This window comes from Pseudomonas sp. B21-028 (genome assembly GCF_024749045.1).
In the GTDB taxonomy this organism is placed as follows: Bacteria; Pseudomonadota; Gammaproteobacteria; order Pseudomonadales; family Pseudomonadaceae; genus Aquipseudomonas.
In genome coordinates this window covers 4672671-4693381 of record NZ_CP087184.1, presented here as the reverse complement: position 1 = coordinate 4693381, position 20711 = coordinate 4672671, and the positions used below count along the sequence as shown (strand labels likewise).

Annotated in this window: 18 protein-coding genes and 1 pseudogene; 12 read left to right on the top strand and 7 right to left on the bottom strand. The window is 62.2% G+C overall.

Going from position 1 to position 20711, the window contains the following annotated elements:
- The first annotated feature begins 4 nt into the window (after positions 1-4).
- From LOY35_RS20105 to LOY35_RS20085, 5 genes are read left to right on the top strand one after another with little or no spacing between them, the layout of a single operon-like run.
- Positions 5-499 (top strand): TadE family protein, encoded by a 495-nt coding sequence (locus LOY35_RS20105; RefSeq protein WP_258633690.1) that lies wholly within the window; start codon positions 5-7, stop codon positions 497-499.
- The gene (locus tag LOY35_RS20100; RefSeq protein ID WP_258626116.1) at positions 493-1713 is read left to right on the top strand and encodes an AAA family ATPase; all 1221 of its coding nucleotides are present in this window, start codon (positions 493-495) and stop codon (positions 1711-1713) included. The genes LOY35_RS20105 and LOY35_RS20100 overlap by 7 nt, the downstream gene beginning before the upstream one ends.
- A gap of 3 nt (positions 1714-1716) precedes the next feature.
- Positions 1717-3159, top strand: a complete 1443-nt coding sequence (locus LOY35_RS20095) for a CpaF family protein (protein WP_258626114.1) — start codon at positions 1717-1719, stop codon at positions 3157-3159.
- Positions 3156-4142, top strand: a complete 987-nt coding sequence (locus LOY35_RS20090) for a type II secretion system F family protein (protein ID WP_258626113.1) — start codon at positions 3156-3158, stop codon at positions 4140-4142. Before LOY35_RS20095 ends, LOY35_RS20090 begins: the two co-directional genes overlap by 4 nt.
- 27 nt (positions 4143-4169) lie before the next feature.
- Entirely contained in the window at positions 4170-5135 is a 966-nt protein-coding gene (locus LOY35_RS20085) for a type II secretion system F family protein (protein WP_258626111.1), read from the top strand.
- Positions 5136-5625: 490 nt separating this feature from the next.
- Here the strand turns inward: LOY35_RS20085 and LOY35_RS20080 are convergent, their stop codons facing one another.
- The 6 genes from LOY35_RS20080 to LOY35_RS20055 all read right to left on the bottom strand — a co-directional run bounded on the left by LOY35_RS20080 (position 5626) and on the right by LOY35_RS20055 (position 12488).
- Positions 5626-5895 (bottom strand): DUF3613 domain-containing protein, encoded by a 270-nt coding sequence (locus tag LOY35_RS20080; protein WP_258626110.1) that lies wholly within the window; start codon positions 5893-5895, stop codon positions 5626-5628.
- 22 nt (positions 5896-5917) lie between these two features.
- Positions 5918-6631: a tetratricopeptide repeat protein gene (locus LOY35_RS20075; protein ID WP_258626105.1), complete on the bottom strand. Its 714-nt coding sequence runs from the start codon at positions 6629-6631 to the stop codon at positions 5918-5920.
- 56 nt (positions 6632-6687) lie between these two features.
- A complete protein-coding gene (locus LOY35_RS20070) occupies positions 6688-7911 on the bottom strand; it encodes a type II and III secretion system protein family protein (RefSeq protein ID WP_258626102.1) in 1224 nt (407 codons plus the stop codon).
- A 333-nt stretch (positions 7912-8244) separates the two neighbouring features.
- Positions 8245-9162, bottom strand: a complete 918-nt coding sequence (locus tag LOY35_RS20065; protein ID WP_258626100.1) for an IS110 family transposase — start codon at positions 9160-9162, stop codon at positions 8245-8247.
- A gap of 379 nt (positions 9163-9541) precedes the next feature.
- A complete protein-coding gene (locus tag LOY35_RS20060; RefSeq protein WP_258626093.1) occupies positions 9542-9949 on the bottom strand; it encodes a PA2817 family protein in 408 nt (135 codons plus the stop codon).
- Positions 9950-10040: 91 nt separating this feature from the next.
- A complete protein-coding gene (locus tag LOY35_RS20055; protein WP_258626091.1) occupies positions 10041-12488 on the bottom strand; it encodes an acyl-CoA dehydrogenase in 2448 nt (815 codons plus the stop codon).
- A gap of 470 nt (positions 12489-12958) precedes the next feature.
- On the opposite strand from LOY35_RS20055, the gene LOY35_RS20050 reads away from it, so the two are divergent.
- The 3 genes from LOY35_RS20050 to LOY35_RS20040 all read left to right on the top strand — a co-directional run bounded on the left by LOY35_RS20050 (position 12959) and on the right by LOY35_RS20040 (position 15424).
- Positions 12959-13582 (top strand): glutathione S-transferase family protein, encoded by a 624-nt coding sequence (locus tag LOY35_RS20050; RefSeq protein WP_258626090.1) that lies wholly within the window; start codon positions 12959-12961, stop codon positions 13580-13582.
- 133 nt (positions 13583-13715) lie between these two features.
- The gene (locus LOY35_RS20045; protein ID WP_258626089.1) at positions 13716-14648 is read left to right on the top strand and encodes an ABC transporter ATP-binding protein; all 933 of its coding nucleotides are present in this window, start codon (positions 13716-13718) and stop codon (positions 14646-14648) included.
- The gene (locus LOY35_RS20040) at positions 14645-15424 is read left to right on the top strand and encodes an ABC transporter permease (RefSeq protein ID WP_258626088.1); all 780 of its coding nucleotides are present in this window, start codon (positions 14645-14647) and stop codon (positions 15422-15424) included. The genes LOY35_RS20045 and LOY35_RS20040 overlap by 4 nt, the downstream gene beginning before the upstream one ends.
- Positions 15425-15621: 197 nt before the next feature.
- On the opposite strand, the gene LOY35_RS20035 is transcribed toward LOY35_RS20040, so the two are convergent.
- Complete coding sequence (locus LOY35_RS20035; RefSeq protein WP_258626086.1) at positions 15622-16137, bottom strand: DUF2062 domain-containing protein; 516 nt, start codon at positions 16135-16137, stop codon at positions 15622-15624.
- 144 nt (positions 16138-16281) lie between these two features.
- Here LOY35_RS20035 and LOY35_RS20030 point away from each other — a divergent pair, with 144 nt between their 5' ends.
- The 4 genes and pseudogenes from LOY35_RS20030 to lpxK all read left to right on the top strand — a co-directional run bounded on the left by LOY35_RS20030 (position 16282) and on the right by lpxK (position 20693).
- A complete protein-coding gene (locus tag LOY35_RS20030) occupies positions 16282-18516 on the top strand; it encodes a DNA internalization-related competence protein ComEC/Rec2 (protein ID WP_258626084.1) in 2235 nt (744 codons plus the stop codon).
- A gap of 107 nt (positions 18517-18623) precedes the next feature.
- Entirely contained in the window at positions 18624-19259 is a 636-nt protein-coding gene (locus tag LOY35_RS20025; RefSeq protein WP_258633689.1) for a MotA/TolQ/ExbB proton channel family protein, read from the top strand.
- On the top strand, positions 19256-19684 hold the full coding sequence (locus LOY35_RS20020) for a biopolymer transporter ExbD (protein WP_258626083.1): 429 nt from the start codon (positions 19256-19258) through the stop codon (positions 19682-19684). The genes LOY35_RS20025 and LOY35_RS20020 overlap by 4 nt, the downstream gene beginning before the upstream one ends.
- Positions 19684-20693 (top strand): annotated as a pseudogene (gene lpxK, locus LOY35_RS20015) (tetraacyldisaccharide 4'-kinase). The gene LOY35_RS20020 and the pseudogene lpxK overlap by 1 nt, the downstream one beginning before the upstream one ends.
- Positions 20694-20711: the final 18 nt, after the last annotated feature.

The window sequence follows — 20711 nt, the reverse complement described above, 5'->3', positions numbered from 1 at the left end:
ATCGATGAACCGCAAACACATGCGCGGCACCTACATCGTCGAGTTTTCCTTCGTGGGCCTGCTGGTGTTCATCCTGTTGTTCGGCGTGCTGGAGATGGGCCGGTTGTACTTTACCGCCAACGCCCTGGATGAAGCCGCGCGGCGCGGTGCGCGCCTGGCGGCGGTGTGCAACATCAGCGATCCGGTGGTATTGCGCCGGGCCATCTTCAATGCCGCGTCCGACGCTGGCACCAGCCAACTGATCAGCAGCCTGGCCACCACGAACCTGGCGCTGACCTACCTGGACGTCAATGGCGCCGTGGTGGCGAACCCTGCCGACACGTCCGGCGCCACCGGCTTCCGGGCCATCCGCTACGTCCAGTTGAGCGTACAGAACTACGTGTTCAACCTGTTCATTCCCGGCTTGGGCGTGTCCATTACCTTGCCCGCCTTCAGGGCAACCTTGCCACGCGAAAGCCTTGGGCGTCATTCCGATTCCGGGGAGATCACACCATGCTGAATACCAGAGAAACGCCCGTTCCGAGCGCCGTCGGCAAAGCCGGGCTGCGACTGCTGATCAGCAGCCGTGACGCCGCGTCCCTGCGCGACCTGCAATGTGTCTGCCAGCGCATGCCCTGCCTGGAAGTCAGTACGCGGCTGGTGAGCAATGGGCATGTCGACCCCCTTTACGGCCTGGAGCGCATGCCCGACCTGCTGCTGTTGCGGGTCAGCCACCTGTGGCGCGAAGAGCTGGCGGCGTTGCTGCAACGTCCGGCCCATGAGCGTCCGCCGATGCTGGTGTGCGGCCTGTTGAGCGACCAGGAGGCCATGCGCCTGGCCATGCAGGCCGGTGCCCGCGACGTGCTGCCCGAGCCCATCGCCGAGACCGAATTGGTCGCTGCGCTGAATCGTCTGGTGGCCGAGGTTCGTCTCGGCAATGGCGTCGAGGGCAAGCTGGTCGCCGTGATTGGCGCCAAGGGCGGTTCCGGCGGAACCCTGGTGGCCTGCAACCTGGCCCAGCAACTGAGCGCCCGTGCGGGTAATACCCTGTTGCTGGACATGGACCTGCAGTTCGGCAGCGTGACCCATTACCTCGACGTCGCGCAGTCCCACAGCCACCTGGAAGTGCTGCAACAGATCGACGATCTGGACAGCATCGCGCTGCGGGGTTTCTGCAGTCACTTCAGTCCGACCCTGCACGTGCTGGGTGGGCGTGCCGGCGAATTGTGCCTGCCCCAGGACGCCCAACCCGAACAGCTCGACACCCTCCTGCAACTGGCCCGCGCCAGCTACGACTGGGTGGTGGTGGACCTGCCGCGGCAGATCGATCATCTCACCGGCTCGGTGCTGGAACAGGTGGACCGGGTGTACGTGGTGGTGCAGCAGAGCGTCAGCCACCTGCGCGATGCCAGTGCTCTGGTGCGGATCCTGCGCGAAGACCTGGGTGTGCGCGGCGAGCAGTTGCAGATCGTGGTCAACCGCTATGACAAGGCGGCCGCGATCAGCCTCAAGGACATCGGCGAGGCCCTGCGCTGCACGAACCTGTCCAGATTACCCAATGACTTCAACCTGGTCAGCCAGAGTCAGAACACTGGCGTGCCGTTGGGGCTGCACGCGCCGAGGGCGGCCATCACTGTCGCGCTGCGCGATTTGACCGAAGACCTGGTCGGTCACCAGACAAGCACAGACAAAGGCCTGTTCAAACGCGCCTTCAACCGTTTCTTCGGGGAATGACCCATGATCAGCGATTTCCGCAACCGCTTGCGCAAACAGTCCGGTAAACCCGGCGCCTCAGTGGCCCCCCTGCACGGCGACGGCCAGCCGGATTCGACAGAGGAGTTGATGGCCTGGGAACAGGCCGTCCCGGACGTGCTCTACGAAACCCGCAGCCAGGTCACGCCGGTGGAAGCGGAGTGGCGGGAAAGGATCTACCAGCAATTGCTCAAGGTCATGGACCTGTCCTTGCTCGATGCCCTCGAACAGGTCGAGGCCGCGCGGCAGATTCGCGATATCTGCCAGCGCCTGCTCGATGAACATTCGGCACCGGTGAGCACCGCCAGTCGCCAGTTGATCATCAAGCAGATCACCGACGAGGTGCTGGGCCTCGGCCCGCTGGAACCATTGCTGGCCGACCACAGCGTGTCCGACATCCTGGTCAACGGGTTTGCCTCGGTCTATGTCGAGCGCTTCGGCAAGCTGCAGCGGACCGACGTGCGCTTTCGTGACGACCAGCATTTGCTGAACATCATCGACCGCATCGTCTCCAGCCTGGGGCGGCGCATCGACGAGTCCTCGCCGCTGGTGGACGCCCGGCTCAAGGATGGCTCGCGGGTCAACGCGATCATCCCGCCGCTGGCCATCGACGGTCCGAGCATGTCGATCCGGCGCTTCGCGGTGGACCTGCTCAACACCGACAGCCTGGTCCAGGTGGGCACCATGACCCCGGCCATTGCCCTGTTGCTCAAGGCTATCGTGCGCGGACGCCTGAACGTGCTGATTTCCGGCGGGACCGGCAGCGGCAAGACCACCATGCTCAATGTGCTGTCCAGTTTCATCCCGCACAACGAGCGCATCGTCACCATCGAGGATTCGGCTGAGCTGCAACTGCAGCAACCCCACGTGGTGCGCCTGGAAACCCGGCCTTCGAACATCGAGGGCCGGGGCGAGGTGAGCCAGCGGGAGCTGGTGCGCAACAGCCTGCGGATGCGCCCGGACCGGATTGTCATTGGCGAGGTGCGCGGTGCCGAGGCGCTGGACATGCTCACGGCCATGAACACCGGTCACGATGGTTCCCTGACCACCATCCACGCCAACACCGCACGGGATGCACTGGGACGAATCGAGAACATGGTGTCGATGACCGGCGCGACATTTCCGATCAAGGCCATGCGTCAACAAATTGCCTCGGCCATCGATGTGGTGATCCAACTGGAGCGTCAAGAAGATGGCAAGCGACGGGTGGTGAGCATCCAGGAGATCAACGGCATGGAAGGCGAGGTTATCACCATGACCGAAATCTTCTGCTTTGCGCGCCAGGGCATCGGCGAGCACGGCGAAGTACTTGGCGAATATCGGCCCAGCGGCATGATCCCGGCCTTTCGCGATGTGTTGGCCAAGCGCGGCATCGAGTTGCCGCTGACCCTGTTCCGCCCTGAGTGGATGGAGGCCCGGTCGTCATGAACAATATCCCTGCCGAATTTATCCTGATTTTCCTGGGCATGGTGTTCATCGCTGTTTTCCTCCTGTCCCAGGGCGTGGTGGTGCCGGTGTTTGGCGAGGCCGGCAAGATGCGCAAGCGCATCCGCGGGCGTCTGCATGTACTGGAAAAGGCCAACCACCTGCCCAATATGCAGACCGTATTGCGGCAGAAATACCTGACGCGCCTGTCGCCCCTGGAGGCCCGGCTCGAACAGTTGCCCTTCATGGCCAACCTGACGCAACTGATCGAGCAGGCCGGCCATGAATATCGCGCCTATCGGGTGATGCTGCTCGGTCTGGTCCTGGGCGTGGCGGCCGCTGCCCTGGTGCTGATGGTTTCGCCGATCTGGTGGATGGCATTGCTGGCGGCCTTTGGGCTGTTCTGGCTGCCGGTGTTGAAGATCGTGCGCGACCGCGGCAAGCGTTTCGCGGCGTTCGAGGAAGGTCTGCCGGATGCGCTGGACGCCATGTGCCGGGCCCTGCGCGCCGGTCATCCGTTCAACGAAACCCTGCGCCTGGTGGCCGATGAACACAAGGGACCGGTGGCCCAGGAGTTCGGCCTGGCCTTCGCCGACATCAACTATGGCAACGATGTGCGCCGGGCCATGCTCGGCCTGCTGGAACGCATGCCCAGCATGACGGTGATGATGCTGGTGACCTCGATCCTCATCCACCGCGAAACCGGCGGCAACCTGACCGAGGTGCTTGAGCGCCTGAGCCGGTTGATCCGCGGACGCTTCCGTTTCCAGCGCAAGATCAGGACCCTCTCGGCGGAAGGGCGCATGTCGGCCTGGGTGCTGGTGGCCATTCCTTTCGTGCTGGCGATTGCCATCGTCCTCACGAGCCCCAGCTACATGCCTGTGCTGATCAACGATCCCATAGGCCACAAGCTGATCATCGGTGCGTTCTGCGCCATGTTGATCGGGATTTTCTGGATACGGAAGATCATCCGGATCCAGGTTTGAACGCTGTCTTGCCGCGGGGTATCAGTCATGGATTTTTTGCTCGGGTTATTCAGTCGGTTTACCGGGAGCGAGGAGTTGGCGCGTCTGCTGTTCGTCACTGCGATTGGGCTCAGTACAGTGCTGACGATGGCCGCCCTACTGTTGTTGGTGCTGGGGTTGCAGGACCCGGTCCAGCGGCGCCTGGCGCTGATCAAGCGCGGTTATTCGGGTAGCGCGGCGGGGCATGAGGCGCCCGGTAACCTGCAACTGCTGCTCGAACGGATCGGCCAGCGCTTTGCCTCGGCCGATCCGACCCAGACGTCCGCCACCCAGATCCTGCTGACGCACGCCGGTTACCGCTCCGCGTCGGCGGTGCAGATGTACTGGGCCGTACGCCTGATGCTGCCGCTGTTGATGCTCGGCCTGGCGCTCTTGCTGCTGCCGCTGGTCAAGGTGCCGGTGGCCCTCGGCCTGCTGGGGGTAATCATGATGGTGGGCATCGGCTGGCTGCTGCCGGCGCTTTACATCGGCAAGCGCAAGCAGGCGCGCCAGGCCCGGCTGCGCGCCGCATTTCCGGATGCGCTGGATTTGATGGTGGTGTGCGTCGAGTCGGGCCTGGCCCTGCCCACGACCATAGAACGGGTGGCCGAGGAAATGGCGGTCAGCCAGGTTGAACTGGCCGAAGAACTGGCCCTGGTCAATGCGCAGATCCGCGCCGGCATCACCAGTACCGAGGCGCTCCGGCAACTGGCCATGCGCACCGGCCTGGAGGACATCCAGGGGCTGGTCAGCCTGTTGGCGCAGAGCATCCGCTTCGGCACCAGCGTGGCCGACACCTTGCGTATCTACGCCGATGAGTTCCGTGACCGGCGTACCCAGGCGGCCGAGGAGATGGGGGCGAAGATCGGCACCAAACTGATCTTCCCGCTGATCTTCTGCTTGTGGCCGAGTTTCTTCCTGGTTGCGATTGGGCCGGCCATGATTGGGGTGTTCAGGGCGTTTGGGAATATGTAGCTGTGTGAGGAGGCGGCCTTATAGCCGGCCTGCTCTCCCGGTTGTACTTGATCCACCTGTGGGAGCGAGCCTGCTCGCGAAGGCGTCCGATCAGTCGCCATCAATGCTGACTGACAGACCGCCATCGCGAGCAGGCTCGCTCCCACATTGTTTCCGGCTGAACCCACTTTCTGCATATGACCGTCAATCCCCTGTGCGGGCTTGCTCGCGAAGGGGGCCTTACAGCCGACCCATCTCTCTGGCCGAACCCACAATCCAATTGTGGGAGCGGGCTTGCTCGCGAAGGGGGCCTTACAGCCGACCCATCTCTCTGGCCGAACCCCAATTCAAATTGTGGGAGCGAGCCCTGCTCGCGATGGCGGAGCGTCTGTCCCGCAAGTGTTGAATGTGCCGACGCCATCGCGAGCAAGCTCGCCCCCACAGACGTGGTGGCATAAAAAATCGTCCGAAAGCAGCAACGCCTTCGGACGATCTTTTTTTTCAGGTTGACTCATTTGCCGCTGCTGATTTCTCCTCCCGAATCCTGGTCGAAGAACTCCGGAATCGGATAGTTGAAACTATTGAGCCAGCGCTGCATGGCCATTTCACGTTCGGCGGCGGAGGCGGTTTGCAGGTTGGTGGACGCTACCACACCGCGAATCTGCAGCTGCATCCAGCTTTCGGTGCCTTGTTGCGCGGCCGAAGAGGGCCCTGGCTCGATTGCCCAGGCGGAGGTGGACAGGCATGCGATGCAGATGATCAACAGCTGTTTCGTTTTCATCTCGTGGACTCCTCGTAACGCTCTACTTGACCGCGCCGGATGAGGCATCGACGACCTCGTTCGAACGGTCTGTCTGTGTCGTTCCCGTCTTGGTGGCCGAACCCCTGATCTTCTCCGCGCGGGCCTGGGCATCCGCCACTTGTGCGGGGCTCAACTTGGCCATGCTCGCGAGTTCGGCGGCTTGCTTCCAGTTGTCCTGGTAGATCAGCAGCGTCACCATGTTGAGGGCGGCCAGGGAGTCCGCCTGCCTGAGTTCCAAGGCGGTCATGAACTCGAAGCGCGCTTCAGGGATCCGGCGTTGATTGAGGTAGACGACACCCAGGTCGTTGCGGATCTTTCCTTCGGTAGGGGCCATTTTCGCCGCGCGCTCAAGGTGCTCGGTGGCGCTGGCATTGTCATTCTTGGCGGCGGCCAGTTGGCCGAGGCCATGTTCTCCATCGGCGGCCAGGCAGGTCCCGAGCAGGCTCTTGTACAACGGCTCTGCCTCGTTGCGTCCCATCAGGCGCAGCACCCGGGCCTTGCGCAGGCGGACCTGGACGAGGTCTTCGGGCAGGCCTTCGAGGTTTGCCAGGCTGGCGTACAAACGCCCATCATTGGCCATGTCATCCGCCAGGTTCAGGGCCAGTTCCTGATCGGAGCCGGGCCTGGCGCAACTGGACTGACGGGAAGCGACTACTCCGTTACTGGCACAACCGGCGAGTATCAAGGTCGCCGTTATCGCGATCACTGCTTTCATGGAATGCCCTCCGACAGCAGGCTGAACCCCCGACCCCTTGCACATCAGACGCCGGCTCATTGGGAGAGCCCGCTACGGTTGTCGAACTCGCCGTGTTCGAGGAAATACATGCGATAGAAGTTCGGGTCATAGTTGCGCAGCTGTTCGCCCGGCAAGGTCGGCAGTTGCGCGTCGGCGGCCAACGGTTGGACCAGGTGCGGCGTGACGATCATCAGCAGTTCCCGTTCCTCGCGATCGATGGAGTGGTTACGGAAGAAGGCGCCGAGAATCGGAATATCGCCCAGGCCGGGAAACTTGTTCACCTGGGAGGCGTTGTGCGTACTGATCAGGCCGCTGATGACGAAGCTTTCGCCGTCGGCCAAGGCAATGCTGGTATCGGTGCGGCGCACGGTGAGCGCCGGAACCAGCGTACCGGCGATGTTCACGGCATTGGTGAAGTCCAGCTCACTGACTTCCGGAGCGACCTTCAAGGCAATGCGGTTTTTCCCGATGACGGTTGGCGTCAAGGTCAGGCGGATACCGAATTCCTTGTACTCGATGGACACGTTGTCGCTGCCGGCGCTGGGCACCGGAATCGGTACCTCGCCGCCGGCCAGGAAGCTCGCGCTCTGCCCACTGAGGGCCACCAGGCTCGGCCGCGCCAGGGTATAGGCAAAGCCGCTGCCTTCCAGCGCGTTGATCATCAGCAAGGTTTGCCCGGTGGCGAAGGACAGGTTGAACATGTCGTTATTGACCGGTAATGAAGGCCGGACCACACCACCAATGGTGGGCAGGGTTCTCGGCGAGCCGAACTGGAAGTTGCCGCGGCTGCCGAAGATCGAGGTCGACGCTTCCTTGAGTTTGGTCCGGCTGACCTCGACGAAACGGATGTCGGTCTGCACCTGGGCGAGCAGCATCGGATCTTCGGAAGGCACGCTCGCGGCACTGGTCAGCGCCTCGGTGGCCCTACCCTTGACGAAGATCATGCTCTGGCGGGGCATTTTCGAACACGCCGTCCAGACCATCAGGCTGGTGGCGCCTGGCGCCATGCCGGTGAGAATGAAGGCGTCGCTGCCACTGGGCTGTACGTCGGCGATTTTCGGGTCGCCCACCGCCAGTTTTGTCACCGGGGCCAGGATGCGCAACTCGCTCTGGAGTCCCTGGCCGACCTCGAAGGTCGCCGGCAAACTGTCCAGTTGCGAACAATTGCTGGCTGCGGCTTGCACCGCATCCAGGCCAAGGCCCATCAGGAACAGGCCATGGATAAAGTGTTTTAACGCGGGCGCGGTTAGATAGCTCATAGAATGCTCCTCGACAGAACAGGCCGTCCTTGGACGTGACCAGTTGCCTCGGATCATTTATGGGGCCCGGGCTACCCCTGTCTCATCACCCGGAAATCAACCCAGGTTGTCGAGCGGTGACTGGCGCAAACAGCTCGCCTGAGAGGCAATTTGCCGATCACCTTGCTCGCTTCTGATTGACGGTAGTTCACCCATGGCAAAGCGCCACGTCGAAAGTGAAAAAAACGTCTGAAAAGTGGCGGGGGTGCAAAAGCTGGTGAGGTGAGCGTCAATAAACTGTCTTTCCTGGCGCCGAGGTTCTTGTGGGAGCAACTGTCTTACTTCCGCCACCCGTCACCGCCACTCAGTGCCGTCTCGAAGCATGGCATTCAGTCTGATTAGCAATATTCGCATGCAGGCGATGAGCGCGACTTTCGCGCTCTTGCCTCGCTCTCGAAGTGCTTCATACCGGGCCTTGAAGTCGGCGTGATAGCGGATGACAACCCAGCACGACATATAAAGCGCACGTCTGACCCGCGCTCTTCCTCCGTAAATCTGACGTTTGCCGCTGTGATTACCACTGTCGTCGTTGTAGGGGGCGATTCCCGCCAGGGCCGCGATCTCTCTGCGATCAAGCTCACCGAGTTCAGGCAGGTAAACCAACAAACTAGCAGTCGCCACAGTGCCGATCCCTTTAACTGACGTGAGTCGGTCGGCCTTCTCCGCATCCAGCTTACGCATGCTTTGATTAATGGCTTTGCCAAACTGCTTGATTTGGATTTGCAGGTAGCGAATATGGTCTTTGATCACCTCGATAACCGCCGGAAGCTGAGCCTGCTGCAGCCGGCGCTTGTTGTCATCTCGCTGCTGGACGAAGTGTTCGCGCAGCTGAATCAGCTCACGCAGTGCTTCACGCTCAGGTGAAATGGGCTTTTCGTGAGACGCATGCAGAGCTTCGGCAAAATCGGCAAGAACAGCCGCATCGATGGGGTCGGTCTTGGCATTCTTGCCCATTGCTACAGCGAAGGCTCTAACCCGGCGAGGGTTGATCCTGAGCACATTGAAACCTGCCTCCTGCAGTGCTGCCATAACCTTTCGTTCATAGCCGCCCGTGGCTTCCAGTAACACCCGGCCAATCGTGTACTGGCTTAGCTGTTCGACCAGTTGTGCAAAGCCCTCAAGCGTATTGGGGACCTCATAGCCTTGGTTCTGTGGTCGAACCCAAACGACGAGATTTGATTTGGATATATCGATACCGACCCAGGAAATCATGGCAAAACCCTCTTACACTCAGAAATGAGAGTGCTCTGGCTTTGCCCACGCTTGTGATTCGAGTGCCGCTCGTCCAACTGTTCGGGCTTATGGGCCAGAGTAGAAAGGTAGATGGCAGCTTTGCTCCCACTCGTGCTTCAAGCACCGCGGACTCACAGCTTGCCATCTACCCCTCTCAACCCAGAGTTTATTCCCTTACTCAGACACAAGCGGGCTTGCTCGCGAAAGCGATCCGTCAGGCGACTCTCCATTGGCCGGTGGTCCGCTTTCGCGAGCAAGCCCGTTCCCACAGGATTTTGCTTCCCCGGGATCATCAGATTTTGGCCAAGAAAAAGGCCCGCAGGGTTAACCGTGCGGGCCTTTGCATGACTGATCGCGATCAGTGCTTGCTGTCCTGCTCCGACATCGCCAGCAATTGCTTTTCCTGGTTCCAGTCGAAAGGTTCGTCGTTCTGTTCGGCTTCGAAACGACGTTCCTCGAGGGCCTGGTACAGGTCGATTTCCTCGTCGGGCATGTAGTGCAGGCAGTCACCGGCGAAGTACCACAGCAGGTCACGTGGTACCAGATGAGCGATCTGTGGATAACGGACGATCACCTGGCAGAGGAGGTCCTGGCCCAGGTACTGGCTTTCGATCGGATCGACGGGCAGTTGCGTGCGCAATTCATCGAAGCGCTCCAGGAACAGTGCATGGCTTTCTTCGGGAACCTGTTCGGCCTCACCCACGGCGACCAGGATGCTGCGCAAGTGGTCAAGCAAGACAAGGTGATCGGCAACGACATTGGACACGAGATAAGTCCTCAAGAGCAAAACGGGCGCGGGAGTATAAAGCCCCTGCGCAGGTTTTTACATGGCCGTGGGTCAGCGTGGGGCCACAAAATCAGCGCACCTTGTCCTCGGCAAGCGTCAGGGCCTCCTTGTCGAAATCATCCACGTCGATCACCTTGCGCCGCGCCGTTTCGGCCGCATGCAGGGTCTGGGCTTCGCCGGCCTGCAGCACACCGGCTTCCAGGGCCGTGTCGATAAGGTGCTCGCCGGGAGCCGGCTTGAGCTGGCCATGCTTGAGCGCTGCGTGCAGTTTTTTCTGCAACGGCTGGGCCGCCGTCAGCAGGTCGGCGGCATGTTGCAGGGCGCCGACCGGATCGTCGACCGAGAGCGGGCGGTAGCAGCCCTGCAGCAGTTCTTCGAGGGTCGGGTCGCCCTTGGCCCGGCCGATCACAGCCGCGACTTCTGCGTCCAGTCTGTCGCTCGGCCCCTTGTGGCGACGGCCGAAGGGGAACACCACGCAGCGCAACAGGCCACCGAGCAGTCGGTTCGGGAAGTTGGCCAGCAGCTCGTCCAGCGCACGCTCCGACTGGCCGAGACTCTCCTCCATGGCCCAGGTGAACAGCGGCGTCATGTGGTCCGGCGAATCCAGGTCGTGATAGCGCTTGAGCGCCGCCGAGGCCAGATAAAGGTTGCTCAATACATCGCCCAGGCGTGCCGACAGGCGTTCGCGCCGTTTGAGCTCACCGCCCAGCAGCATCATGCTCAGGTCCGCCAGCAGGGCAAAGGCTGCTGCCTGTCGATTGAGCGCGCGGAAATACCCCTGGCTCAAAGTGTTGCCGGGAGTCCGGTCGAAATGCCCCAGGCCCAGGTTCAGCACCAGGGTGCTGGCCGCGTTGCCGATGGCGAAGCCGATGTGCTTGAGCAACAAACCGTCGAACTCCACCAGCGCCTGATCTTTGTCTTCGCGGGTCGCCAGGGCCATTTCCTTGAGCACGAACGGATGGCAGCGGATCGCCCCCTGGCCGAAGATCATCAGGTTGCGCGACAGGATGTTCGCGCCTTCCACGGTGATGAAGATCGGCGCGCCTTGCCAACTGCGCCCCAGGTAATTGTTCGGGCCCATGATGATGCCTTTACCGCCATGCACATCCATGGCGTGGCCGATGCACTCGCGGCCGCGTTCGGTCAGGTGGTACTTGAGGATCGCCGACAGCACCGAGGGCTTTTCCCCCAGGTCCACCGCGTTGGCGGTCAGCATGCGGGCGGCATCCATCATCCAGGCGTTGCCACCGATACGCGCCATGGCTTCCTGGATGCCTTCGAAGGCGGACAACGGCACGTTGAACTGTTCGCGCACCTGGGCGTACTGGCCGGTCACCAGGCTGGTGAACTTCGCCGCCCCGGTGCCCACGGCTGGCAGGGAAATCGAACGGCCGACCGACAGGCAGTTCATCAGCATCATCCAGCCCTTGCCGAGCATGGGCTGGCCGCCGATGAGGAAGTCCAGCGGGATGAACACGTCCTTGCCCCAGTTCGGCCCGTTCATGAACGCCGCGCCGAGGGGCAGGTGACGCCGGCCTATGTGCACGCCGGGGGTATCGGTGGGGATCAGGGCAAGGCTGATGCCCAGGTCTTCTTCGTCCCCCAACAGATGGTCGGGGTCGTAGGCCTTGAAGGCCAGGCCGAGGAGGGTGGCCACGGGGCCCAGGGTGATGTAGCGCTTTTCCCAGTTCAGGCGCAGGCCCAGGGTTTCCTGGCCTTGCCAGTCACCTTTGCAGATGATGCCGGTGTCGGGCATCGCGCCGGCGTCGGAACCGGCCAGGGGCCCGGTCAGTGCGAAGCACGGAATTTCGTCGCCACGGGCCAGTCGGGGCAGGTAATGGTCACGCTGTTCCTCGGTGCCGTAGTGCAACAGCAGCTCCGCCGGGCCGAGGGAGTTGGGGACCATCACCGTGGAGGCCAGGTCGCCGCTGCGGGTGGCCAGTTTCATCGCGACCTGGGAGTGAGCGTAGGCGGAGAAACCCTTGCCCCCGTATTCCTTCGGAATGATCAGTGCGAAGAAGCCGTGTTCCTTGATGTGCGCCCAGGCTTCGGGCGGCAGGTCCATGGCCTGGCCGATCTGCCAGTCGCTGACCATGGCGCAGAGTGCTTCGGTGGGACCGTCGAGGAACGCCTGCTCCTCCTCGGTCAGCTGCACCTTGGGGTAGGCCAGCAGTTGGTCCCAATCCGGACGGCCGCTGAACAGCTCGCCATCCCACCACACCGTGCCGGCGTCGATGGCATCGCGCTCGGTCTCCGACATGGGCGGCAGGGTCTTCTGGAACCAGTCGAACATCGGCGCGCTGAAGTACTTGCGGCGCAGGTCCGGTAGCAGCAAAGGCACCGCGATGGCGGCGAGCACGACCCAGAGGATCAGCATCAGCGCGCCTGGCGCATGGCTGAATATGCCCATCGCCAGCAGGTACACCGCGACGATACCCAGCGTGGGCAGCGGGGCGATGCGCCGATGCGCCAGCCAGGCTATCCCGACGACCAGAACCAGTATCCACAACAACAGCATAGGTAGTCCTCCGTGAACCAGGGCAAAACCGACCCACAGAGCTTAGACGGCATCTGTAAAAGCGGCGGTCAGCGCAATGTGATTGATTTCGTGGGAAACCCCGGATGTATTGCGCCAGTCTGGTTGGCAACAATCGTGGGAAATGGTTCGTTGCGAAAGTGAGAAAGCGCCATGATTTGGCAGGAATGGCGTTAACCGCAGATAGCTTTGGAACCTGGATGACAGGGACGAAACGCAAAATCTGTGGCGAGGGGATTTATCCCCGCTGGGCCGCGCAGCGGCCCTAACAGATACAAACCCATCCAATTGGCGCCCCTAAGCTAAGACAGGTTTTGGGGCCGTTGCGCAGCCCAGCGGGGATAAATCCCCTCGCCACAGGGATCAGTTCGGTTCCGGGGCGTGGTGATGATTTGAGTCGCGGCTGATCCGGCGTATGCTGCTGCGGCACTTATCCACTGGGGGAAACCGTGATGCTGAAGATCTGGGGCCGGAAGAATTCATCGAATGTCCGCAAGGCGCTGTGGTGCGCCGAAGAGCTGGGGCTGGCCTTCGAGGCCATCGATGCGGGCGGTGCATTCGGGGTGGTGGACACGCCGGAGTACCGGGCGAAGAACCCCAACGGCCGCGTTCCAATGATCGAAGACGACGGTTTCGTGCTCTGGGAATCCAACGCCATCGTGCGTTACCTGCTGGCGCGCCACGCGTCCGGTTCAGCCTGGTACCCGACCGATCTCCAGGCACGGGCCACGGCGGACAAATGGATGGACTGGACCACGTCGTCTTTTGCCGGGCCGTTCCGCACCGTGTTCTGGGGTGTCCTGCGCACGCCAGCCGAGCAGCAGGACTGGCCCGCCATCCAGGCTGCCATCAAGGAATGCGAGGACTTGCTGGCAATGGCAGAGGAGGCGTTGAGCGAGCGGCCCTATCTCTCGGGTGAAGAGATCGGCATGGGCGACATTCCGTTGGGCAGTTTCATTTATGCCTGGCTCGAAATGCCCATCGAGCGGGTGGCGCAGCCTCATCTCGAAGCCTGGTACCGGCGGTTGCAGCAGCGTCCGGCTTACCGCAAGGCCGTCATGACCGCGTTGACTTAATACTTACTATCGACACGCATGACTGTACTTGTGTGGCGACGCCAAGCACCATGGCTCTCGTGCGCCGTGGTTGTATTGCTCGCCGCGCGCCCTCATGTATTCCTTTCCTCCCTTCTTGGTGCGTAGATCCGATATGAGTTCCGCTCTGTCCATACGGCAGCTAACCAAAACCTACGGCAACGGTTTCCAGGCCCTGAGTGGTATCGATCTGGACGTCGCCGAAGGTGATTTTTTCGCCTTGCTCGGCCCCAACGGTGCCGGCAAATCCACCACCATCGGCATTCTTTCGACCCTGGTGAACAAGACCAGCGGCACGGTGAATATCTTCGGCCATGACCTGGACCGCGAGCCCGCGGCGCTCAAGCGCTGCATCGGCGTGGTGCCCCAGGAATTCAACTTCAACCAGTTCGAGAAGACCTTCGACATCGTCGTGACCCAGGCAGGTTATTACGGTATCCCGCCGAAGATCGCCAACGAGCGCGCCGAGCAGTACCTGACTCAGCTGGGGTTGTGGGATAAGCGTGACGTGCCGTCCCGTTCGTTGTCCGGCGGCATGAAGCGCCGGCTGATGATTGCCCGTGCGCTGGTGCATGAGCCGCGCTTGCTGATCCTCGACGAACCGACCGCGGGCGTGGACATCGAGTTGCGTCGTTCGATGTGGACCTTCCTGACCGAGCTGAACCAGAAAGGCATCACCATCATCCTCACCACCCATTACCTGGAAGAGGCCGAACAGCTGTGCCGCAACATCGGCATCATCGACCACGGCACCATCGTCGAGAACACCAGCATGCGGCAATTGCTCAGCCAACTGCACGTGGAGACGTTCCTGCTGGATCTGAAGGGCGACCTGAAGGCCGCCCCTCAATTGATCGGCTATCCAGCTCGCCTGGTGGATCATCACACCCTGGAAGTCCAGGTGGATAAAAGCGTCGGTATCACCGGGTTATTCACTCAACTGGCCCTGCAGAACATCGAAGTGCAGAGCCTGCGTAACAAAACCAATCGCCTTGAGGAGCTGTTCGTGTCCCTGGTGGAGAAAAACCTGGCAAAGGTGGCGGTATGAGTTCCGAACTGCGACCCAACCTCATCGCCCTCAATACCATCGTTTACCGTGAAATCCGACGCTTCATGCGGATCTGGCCGCAGACCCTGCTGCCGCCGGCCATCACCATGGTTTTGTACTTCGTGATTTTCGGCAACCTGATCGGCCGGCAGATCGGCGACATGGGCGGCTTCACGTACATGGACTACATCGTGCCGGGGCTGATCATGATGTCGGTGATCACCAACTCCTACGGCAACGTGGTGTCGAGCTTCTTCGGCAGCAAGTTCCAGCGCTCGATCGAAGAGTTGATGGTGTCGCCGGTTTCGCCCCATACGATCCTGATCGGCTATACCCTGGGCGGCGTGTTGCGCGGCCTGGCGGTGGGCCTGATCGTTACCTTGCTGTCGCTGTTCTTTACCCATCTGCAGGTGCATCACCTGGGCGTGACGGTACTGGTGGTGGTGCTCACGGCGACGATCTTTTCGCTGCTGGGTTTCATCAATGCCGTGTTTGCGCGCAACTTCGATGACATTTCCATCATCCCGACGTTTGTGCTCACGCCGTTGACTTACCTGGGCGGGGTGTTCTACTCCATTTCCCTGCTGCCGCCGTTCTGGCAGACGGTATCCCTGGCCAACCCGGTGTTGCACATGGTCAACGCCTTCCGCTTCGGCATCCTCGGGGTTTCGGATATCCGCATCAGCGTTGCGATCACCTTCATGCTGGTGGCAACCGCGGTGCTCTATATCGGTTGCGCCCGGTTGCTGGTGAGTGGCCGCGGCATGCGTACCTGACCCCTGTGGGAGCGAGCCTGCTCGCGATGGCGTCGGATCTGACCCACCGCAATCGCGAGCAGGCTCGCTCCCACACTTGATCTGTTTCAGCCGCAAATCCGCAACCCCATGAGATCAATGTGGGAGCGGGCTTGCTCGCGAAGGGGACAGGACAAACACCCAAAAAACAGGCCCCTGAAATGGGGCCTTCTCGTATCTCACATCCGGCTTTTCTTGCGCCGGTTCCATTGCCGGGCCACCCACCAGCGCCAATAACTCATGGTGACGAAGTAGGCCAGGGCGCCCAGCACCACGCCGGTCACCACCGAACCCAGCAGGAACGGCTGCCACAAGGTGGACAGTTGCTCGGTGATCCACGCCCAGGTCAGTTCATCCGGCAACGTCCGGGCAGGCACATCCATCAGCCAGGCGCCGGTCTGGTAGGTGCAGAAGAATACCGCCGGCATGGTAATGGGGTTGGTCAGCCAGACCAGACTTACCGCAATCGGGATGTTGCCCCGCACCACAATGGCCAATGCCGCGGCCAGGAGCATCTGCAAGGGAATGGGGAGAAAAGCGGCGAACAGGCCGACCGCCATGGCCCGGGCCACTGAGTGGCGATTGAGGTGCCAGAGGTTGGGGTCATGCAGGAGGGTGCCGAGAAAACGTAAGGATTTGTGTTCCCGAATACTCGCTGGGTCAGGCATGTAACGTTTGAATAGGCGCCGGGGCATAAGGCTTCTCGGTCGGTTCAAAGCAATGAAGCGACAAGTATGTCCGGATTCCAAGTCCGACAGATTCAGAGTTTGTGACAATTGATAACGCGCACGGTGCCGTAAACCAGCTAAGCCTGGAGAAGAAACTCTCAAGGATGGGTTATGCGCACAGGGTGGGTTGCGCTTGCACTGGGGCTGGTGGCCCCGGTTTTCTTTCCGGCGTTGCCGCCGTTGTGGCTGGTCGCAGCGATGCCGATATTGGCGCTGATGGTGCTGCCGTTTCGAGCGTATCCGCTGGGTTTTTTCCTGTTGGGGTTGGCCTGGGCCTGCCTGTCGGCGCAAACCGCGTTGGACGAACGTCTGCCTCTCGCGCTGGATGGCGAAACCCGCTGGGTCGAAGGGCGTGTCATCGGTCTGCCGCAATACAGTGAAGGCGTGGTGCGCTTCGATCTGGTCGAGGCCCGATCGCGTCGCACCCGGCTACCGACATCAATGCGCCTGGCCTGGTTCGGGGGGCCGCCGGTGAGCAGTGGCGAGCGTTGGCGGGTGGCAGTGAAGCTCAAGCGGCCCGCCGGACTGCTGAACCCCCACGGTTTCGACCATGAAGCCTGGCTGTTGAGTCGGGGTATTGGCGCAACCGGTACGGTCAAGGACGGCCGTCGCTTGCAATCGGCCCAGGGCGCTTGGCGCGACGGGGTGCGCCAGGCACTGGCGCAGGTCGATGCTCAAGGCCGCACCGGTGCGCTGATGGCATTGGTCCTGGGCGATGGCGGCGGGTTGAGCCGTGAAGACTGGCAGGTGTTGCAAGACACCGGCACGGTCCATCTGTTGGTGATTTCCGGTCAGCACATCGGCCTGCTCGCCGGCCTGATGTACCTGCTGGTGGCCGGCGCGGCGCGTTACGGCCTGTGGCCGGGACGTCTGCCGTGGTTGCCTTGGGCTTGTGCCCTGGCTTTCATCGCGGCCCTGGGCTACGGCTTGCTTGCCGGGTTCGAGGTGCCGGTGCGGCGGGCCTGCGCAATGATCGGCCTGGTGCTGCTGTGGCGCTTGCGCTTCAAGCATCCCGATCCCTGGTGGTCGTGGCTGCTGGCCTTCGATGGGGTGCTGTTGTTCGATCCCTTGGCCAGCCTGCGGCCGGGGTTCTGGCTGTCATTTGCCGCGGTCGCGGTACTGATGTTCACCTTCGGTGGGCGTCTGGGGCCCTGGCGCTGGTGGCAAACCTGGACCCGCGCCCAGTGGCTGGTGGCGCTCGGGCTGTGCCCGTTGTTGCTGATATTGGGCCTGCCGGTGAGTCTCAGCGGGCCGCTGGTAAACCTGTTGGCGGTGCCCTGGATCAGCCTGTTGGTGTTGCCGTTGGCATTGCTCGGCACGGTATTGCTGTCGGTGCCGTTCATCGGTGAAGCGTTGCTATGGATCGCCGGCGGATTGCTCGATCTGCTGTTCAAGGGGCTCGCGCTGGTGGCCGGGCGGATGCCGGCCTGGGTCCCCGTTCCGGTCCCCCCGTGGGCGTGGTGCATCGCCGCGCTCGGTGCTGTCGTGCTGTTACTGCCCAAGGGCGTACCGCTGCGTGTGCTGGGTTGGCCGATGTTGCTGCTGATGGTGTTCGCGCCACGGGAAGAAGTGCCACCAGGGCGAGCGGAGGTCTGGCAACTGGACGTTGGCCAGGGGCTGGCGGTGCTGGTGCGCACCCGTCATCACAGCCTGCTCTACGATGCGGGGCCCCGCTTTGGCGATGCCGATGCGGGCGAGCGTGTCGTGCTGCCGACCTTGCGCAAGCTGAATGTGCAGAAGCTGGACCTGATGCTGCTCAGCCATGCCGATGCCGATCACGCCGGTGGTGCCCAGGCCGTGCGCAACGGGCTGGCAACGCTGCGAGTGATCAGCGGCGATCCGGCCGCGTTGTCCGTCGCCCTTGGAGCCGAGGGCTGCGACAGCGGCGAACAGTGGGAATGGGACGGCGTGCGCTTCGAAGTGTGGCAATGGTCATCGGCCCTTGAAAGCAACCAGAAATCCTGCGTCCTGCTGGTCGAGGCCAACGGCGAGCGGTTGTTGTTGACTGGCGATATCGATACCCGTGCCGAACGGGCCTTGCTCGATGGCCCACTGGCGGTGCCGACCCAGTGGCTGGCCGCGCCCCATCATGGCAGTCGCAGTTCATCGTCGATGGCGTTGCTGTCGCGCCTCAAGCCGCATTCGGTATTAATCTCCCGAGGCCAAGGCAACGCCTTCGGCCATCCCCATCCCCAGGTAATGGCCCGGTATCGACGATTGGGCATGGCCATCTACGACAGTGCCGAACAAGGTGCCATTCGTCTGCAACTGGGGGCCTTCGAGCGGCCGGATTCCCAGGCCGGCCACCGGCGCTATTGGCGCGACCCGCCGCCTGCGGGGCCATGAGCCGGACATTGACCCAGGTCGCTTCCCGGCGCAGTTATCGGCGGGGCGGGGCCTCCATGGCGAGTCTCTATGATAAAGTGGCGCACTTTTTCGAGGGGGCAGTCACTGTGTGGGAATTGGTCAAATCCGGCGGCTGGATGATGTTGCCGATCATTCTGAGTTCCATCGCGGCACTGGGTATCGTTGCCGAACGCCTGTGGACCCTGCGGGCCAGCCGCGTGACGCCGGAGCATTTGCTCGGGCAGGTCTGGGTCTGGATCAAGGACAAGCAACTGAACAAGGACAAGCTCAAGGAGCTTCGGGCCAGTTCGCCGTTGGGCGAGATCCTGGCGGCCGGCCTGGCGAACTCCAAGCATGGTCGCGAGATCATGAAAGAGTGCATCGAAGAGGCCGCGGCCCGGGTCATCCATGAGCTGGAGCGCTACATCAATGCCCTTGGTACCATCGCTGCCATGGCCCCGTTGCTGGGCCTGCTGGGTACGGTGCTGGGCATGATCGACATTTTCAGCGCCTTTACCGGGGCCGGCGTGAGCACCAATGCCTCGGCGCTGGCCGGTGGTATCTCCAAGGCCCTGATCACCACCGCCGCGGGCCTGATGGTGGGTATCCCGTCGGTGTTCTTCCATCGGTTCTTGCAGCGCCGCGTCGACGAGCTGGTGGTGGGCATGGAGCAGGAGGCCATCAAACTGGTCGAGGTGGTGCAGGGCGATCGTGACGTGGACCTGGCCGGGAGCAAGAAGTGAAATTCCGCCGCAAACCACGGGAAAACATCGAGATCAACCTCGCGTCGCTGATCGACGTGGTGTTCATCCTGTTGTTGTTTTTTGTCGTGACCACCACCTTCACCCGGGAAACCCAGCTCAAGGTGGAACTGCCGCAGGCGGTCAGCGGTTCGCCAGCCGAAGACCAGCAGTTGAAGAGCCTGGAAATCACCATCAGCGCAGACGGGTCGATTTCGGTGAACAACCAGCTGTTGCCCAAGAGCGACCTGGCGACCCTGATCGAGGTGTTGCAGAAGGAGTCCGGCGGCGACACCAACCTGCCGTTGTCCATCAGTGCCGATGGCAAGACGCCCCATCAATCGGTCATCACCGCCATGGACGCGGCCGGCAAGCTCGGCTTCAGCCAGCTGCGCATGACCACGGTCGAGGCGGCGCCCGCACCCTGATGGCCATGTCCGATCGATTGCTCGCCGCGTGGTACGACGGTCACCCGGCCCTGACGCTGTTGCGACCACTGGAGTGGCTGTACCGGCGCGTGGTGGTCGGCAAGCGCGAGCGTTTCCTGGCGGGTGAGGGCGATATCTATCAGCCACCCGTGCCGCTGGTGGTAGTGGGCAACATTACCGTGGGCGGCACCGGCAAGACGCCGATGATCCTGTGGATGATCCAGCATTGCCAGCGTTGTGGCCTGCGGGTTGGCGTGGTCAGCCGGGGTATGGCGCCAAGCCGCCGCAATTGCCGTGGCGAGTCGAGGCCGAGCAGGGCGCCGATATCGCCGGCGACGAGCCGTTGCTGATCGTCCAGCGCACCGGCGTGCCGCTGATGATCGACCCGGACCGTAGCCGCGCGGTCCAGGCACTGCTGGTGTCGGAACCGCTGGACCTGATCCTGTCCGATGATGGCATGCAGCACTACCGGCTGGCGCGCGATCTGGAACTGGTGTTGATCGACAATGCCCGCGGGCTGGGCAACCGGCGCTGCCTGCCTGCCGGTCCGTTGCGCGAACCGGTCGAGCGCCTGCAGTCGGTGGATGCGGTGCTGTACAACGGCGCCAGTGCCGACCGTGATGACGGCTTTGCCTTCGAGTTGCGACCCACCGCCCTGGTGAATCTGGCCAGTGGCGAACGACGCCCGCTCGACCATTTTTCGTCCGGCCAGGCCATGCACGCCGTGGCCGGTATCGGCAATCCGCAACGTTTCTTCAAGACCCTCGAAACGCTACACTGGCGGCCTATACCGCACGGGTTTGCCGACCATGCCGAATACAGCGTCGAGGCCTTGGATTTCACACCGCCATTGCCGGTGGTCATGACGGAAAAGGACGCGGTGAAATGCCGTGCCTTCGCCGCGCCCGACTGGTGGTACCTGGCAGTGGACGCCGCGCCTTCACCGGCCTTCGAGGCCTGGTTCGATACGCAGTTGATGCGCCTGTTGCCGGATCGGCTATTACCTTAAAAACCTTATCCAGGGGAA

What these genes read in the sequence shown, in the direction of transcription:
- LOY35_RS20070 (WP_258626102.1), bottom strand. Translation starts at nt 7,911, where the DNA reads ATGAGCTATCTAACCGCGCCCGCGTTAAAACACTTTATCCATGGCCTG.
- LOY35_RS20075 (WP_258626105.1), bottom strand. Translation starts at nt 6,631, where the DNA reads ATGAAAGCAGTGATCGCGATAACGGCGACCTTGATACTCGCCGGTTGT.
- LOY35_RS20065 (WP_258626100.1), bottom strand. Translation starts at nt 9,162, where the DNA reads ATGATTTCCTGGGTCGGTATCGATATATCCAAATCAAATCTCGTCGTT.
- LOY35_RS20095 (WP_258626114.1), top strand. Translation starts at nt 1,717, where the DNA reads ATGATCAGCGATTTCCGCAACCGCTTGCGCAAACAGTCCGGTAAACCC.
- LOY35_RS20090 (WP_258626113.1), top strand. Translation starts at nt 3,156, where the DNA reads ATGAACAATATCCCTGCCGAATTTATCCTGATTTTCCTGGGCATGGTG.
- LOY35_RS20030 (WP_258626084.1), top strand. Translation starts at nt 16,282, where the DNA reads ATGCGCACAGGGTGGGTTGCGCTTGCACTGGGGCTGGTGGCCCCGGTT.
- LOY35_RS20055 (WP_258626091.1), bottom strand. Translation starts at nt 12,488, where the DNA reads ATGCTGTTGTTGTGGATACTGGTTCTGGTCGTCGGGATAGCCTGGCTG.
- LOY35_RS20085 (WP_258626111.1), top strand. Translation starts at nt 4,170, where the DNA reads ATGGATTTTTTGCTCGGGTTATTCAGTCGGTTTACCGGGAGCGAGGAG.
- LOY35_RS20100 (WP_258626116.1), top strand. Translation starts at nt 493, where the DNA reads ATGCTGAATACCAGAGAAACGCCCGTTCCGAGCGCCGTCGGCAAAGCC.
- LOY35_RS20050 (WP_258626090.1), top strand. Translation starts at nt 12,959, where the DNA reads ATGCTGAAGATCTGGGGCCGGAAGAATTCATCGAATGTCCGCAAGGCG.
- LOY35_RS20045 (WP_258626089.1), top strand. Translation starts at nt 13,716, where the DNA reads ATGAGTTCCGCTCTGTCCATACGGCAGCTAACCAAAACCTACGGCAAC.
- LOY35_RS20080 (WP_258626110.1), bottom strand. Translation starts at nt 5,895, where the DNA reads ATGAAAACGAAACAGCTGTTGATCATCTGCATCGCATGCCTGTCCACC.
- LOY35_RS20105 (WP_258633690.1), top strand. Translation starts at nt 5, where the DNA reads ATGAACCGCAAACACATGCGCGGCACCTACATCGTCGAGTTTTCCTTC.
- LOY35_RS20040 (WP_258626088.1), top strand. Translation starts at nt 14,645, where the DNA reads ATGAGTTCCGAACTGCGACCCAACCTCATCGCCCTCAATACCATCGTT.
- LOY35_RS20035 (WP_258626086.1), bottom strand. Translation starts at nt 16,137, where the DNA reads ATGCCCCGGCGCCTATTCAAACGTTACATGCCTGACCCAGCGAGTATT.